2 protein-coding genes and 1 tRNA gene are annotated in these 3,257 nt (G+C 39.3%); 2 read left to right on the top strand and 1 reads right to left on the bottom strand.

Going from position 1 to position 3,257, the window contains the following annotated elements; genetic code table 11:
* Positions 1-902, bottom strand: a 902-nt coding sequence (locus GX437_12890; GenBank protein ID NLJ08551.1) for an aspartate aminotransferase family protein, incomplete at its 3' end; no start/stop codon positions are given.
* A gap of 737 nt (positions 903-1,639) precedes the next feature.
* On the opposite strand from GX437_12890, the gene GX437_12885 reads away from it, so the two are divergent.
* Positions 1,640-1,713: transfer RNA gene (locus GX437_12885), tRNA-His, on the top strand.
* A 21-nt stretch (positions 1,714-1,734) separates the two neighbouring features.
* Positions 1,735-2,919, top strand: a complete 1,185-nt coding sequence (locus GX437_12880; GenBank protein NLJ08550.1) for an MFS transporter — start codon at positions 1,735-1,737, stop codon at positions 2,917-2,919.
* Positions 2,920-3,257 lie beyond the last annotated feature (338 nt).

Here is a 3,257-nt window from a genome sequence, read left to right as displayed (position 1 = left end):
CTGATTAATGTGTCGATAACAGCAGAAGCCACCGCACAGGCAAGGGGATTTCCTCCGAAAGTAGTGGCATGACCGATTAAGGGATGTCCGTTATCGAGGGCATTCATGATTTTTTCCGAAGAAATAAAAACACCTGTCGGAACACCTCCTCCAAGGCTTTTTGCCAGGCACAAAATATCCGGAACAACTCCAAATTTCTGAAACCCAAACATGGCACCCAGTCTGCCCAAAGAGGTTTGCATCTCATCAAAAATCAGCAAGGTACCTGTTTCTGAACACCTTTCCCTGACCGACTGAATAAAACCGCGTAAAGGCATCACCATTCCTGAAGCAGTTTGAATCAACTCCAAAACAACACAGGCTGTTCTTTCAGTAATATACTTAAATCCTTCAAAATCATTATATTGCAGAATTCTGACATCAGGAGACAGTGGGAGGAAAGGTGCTTTAAAACGTCTTTCTCCGAGCAGATTAAGGGTCGCATGCGTACTGCCATGATAGGAGCCCGAAAAGGCAATTATTTCGCTTCTTTTCGTAAAAAGTTTGGCCAGTTTGATAGCCCCTTCTATGGCTTCTGAGCCTGAATTGACAAAAAAAGATTTGGAAAGACTTTCAGGGAGCAGGGAGGCAAGTTTTTTGGCCAGTATCAGGGTTTCTTCCTGTACAAACTCACCATAAACCATCAGGTGCAGGTAACGTTCTGCCTGCCGCCTGACCGCACTGATGACAGCAGAATGTTTGTGCCCAAGTATATTGACGGCAATACCTGAGAGCAAATCCATGTATTTTTTCCCGCTTTTATCATACAGATATATGCCTTCGGCATGGTCAACAGCTATCAGCATATCTTCAAAATCAGTCAGCTGAGCCACATATTTTCTGTATTCATCCTTCCAATTCATAAATAATTATTTAACTCACAGTGTTACTGTTTTGCTTCTGTTAACTAAAAACCGGGACTAATTTTATTGAATCACCTGTTTTTGCACCCTGATGTTTCCAATTTTGTGCTCTAATGTATTTAATTGGTTTTCTAAAAATATCTGTGGACAGGAGCTTATTGCGGTTGCTTCTGTTTTTTCTGAATTGACTTTCTGATTCCTCTACTCTTGCTGTCAAATTTTGTATTGTCTGAAGCAGGTGATTATCATCCTCTTTTTTAATCAATATATAGCCTTCCGGTAATTGAATCATGACACAAAGCTAATATATTTTCCTTTGTCGCTAAAATGTTATTATTAATACTTAAATCACCAATGATTTGAGTATTAGTAAATTCTGCCGTGAATAAAAAAATATTCTTTTTATCGTTTAAAACTTTGTACCTGAACAGCAACCTTTCAGGTATAATAAAGGCTACAGGATAATTGGTACTTTCTCATGGTTAAGTCTATACCATTTTGTTCAGCTTCGCTTAATACTTACAGCTTTATTTCACACTGAATTTTCTGTTGCTTTTTTCATGTTTTCAAATCTACAGTCCTGAATTATTTATTCAGTTTTTGTCCGGTTCATCCGGAGGCAACGAAATTAAAGTTAAAGGCAGAACAACTATAAAGGCATTAAATGCAGTCCTTTTCGAATAAATTTTCATTTTCCAGTTTTAAAACTTTACATAATTTTGCAGCGCAATTATTTGGTGGCTGTAGCTCAGTTGGTTAGAGCATCAGATTGTGGCTCTGAGGGCCGTGGGTTCGAATCCCATCAGTCACCCAATCTTTTGAGACTCTTTTGATGTTTCGCCAGAAGTTCCTGACCAAAACCATTCTGCTCCTGTCCTTTGTCAGCCTCACCACTGATGTTGCCAGCGAGATGCTTTATCCGGTCATGCCTGTTTACCTCAAATCCATCGGATTTTCTGTTTTACTGATCGGAATTCTGGAAGGCCTTGCTGAGCTGACTGCCGGATTATCAAAAGGTTATTTTGGACAATTATCTGATACCATCGGTAAAAGAGTCCCTTTTGTTCGCTGGGGCTATGGCCTGAGCGCTGTTTCAAAACCCATGATGGCCTTGTTTACTTTCCCGCTTTGGATTTTCGGAGCAAGAACACTCGACAGGCTGGGTAAAGGAATAAGAACAAGTGCAAGGGATGCCATCCTCAGCGATGAATCAGACCCCGAAAACAAAGGGAAAGTATTTGGTTTTCACAGAGGTATGGATACACTTGGTGCAGCCATCGGCCCTGCTGCTGCTCTGGCTTTCCTTTATTATTATCCCGAGCAATATAAACTCATCTTTTTCATTGCCTTCATCCCCGGATTGATTGCCATATTACTTACTTTTTTTCTTCGTGAAAAAAAAGCTGTTTTAACAGAAAAAAACAAGGTTTCCTTTCTGGCCTATTTCAAATACTGGAAACAGTCGTCAGGAGAATACAGAAAAATTGTTACCGGCCTGCTTGCTTTCACCCTTATCAACAGTTCAGATGCATTTCTGTTATTAATGTTGAAGACAGCAGGCTACAGCGATGTTGAGATGATTGCTTTTTATATTTTCTACAACCTGTGTTATGCACTCCTTTCTTTTCCGCTTGGCTCGCTGGCTGACAAAATTGGCATGAAAAACGTGTTAATACTCGGTTTTTTTGTATTTGCCATTGTTTATTTCTCTATTGGATGGAGTGGAAAAAATTACTGGCTGACGGCTATTATTTTTGCCTTTTATGCCATCTATGCAGCTTCCACAGAAGGTGTCTCTAAAGCATGGATCAGCAACATCACACCCAAAACTCATACAGCTACCGCACTTGGCTTTTATAACTCTCTGGCAAGTGTGGCCGCTTTTCTGGCCTCTTCGTTGGGAGGCTTGCTATGGAATATTTTTAATCCTCAAACCATGTTTACTGTTTCTGCTGCCGGTGCTCTGTGTGTAGCATTCTTCTTTATCTTCTTTCCGTCACAAAAAAAGATGGCTTGACCGCGATATTCTTCCCTGAGTCTGGTTTAGATTTTACATTATCAGGCGGTCTGAATTTCAGATTTGACACTGAAGATTTTTTGTTAAACCTGATAACTGAAAAAATCCATTTGTTTATCGATGACCAAATAAAATCACTGCTGCCCAAAATAATTTATAAAAGTAAAAAAATGATAGTATAAACGCAAAAAGAAAGAGAGAAATGGAATTTTAAAAATCAAGCCATAGGTGTCTTAACCGCATGTTCCCCGACAAGTTGTTTAAAATCTTCTCATGGAAATAAATTTATGATTTGACTTAAAAGCGTTATTTTTACCATGGGTTGGTTTGTTTGTTTT

Source organism: Sphingobacteriales bacterium (genome assembly GCA_012517435.1).
Lineage (GTDB): Bacteria > Bacteroidota > Bacteroidia > CAILMK01 > JAAYUY01 > JAAYUY01.
Note: the sequence above shows the minus strand (reverse complement) of the source record. Positions and strands in the feature narration are given on the sequence as shown.

Excerpts from the sequence above, each read along its gene's own strand:
- GX437_12880 (NLJ08550.1), top strand. The coding sequence starts at position 1,735 with ATGTTTCGCCAGAAGTTCCTGACCAAAACCATTCTGCTCCTGTCCTTT.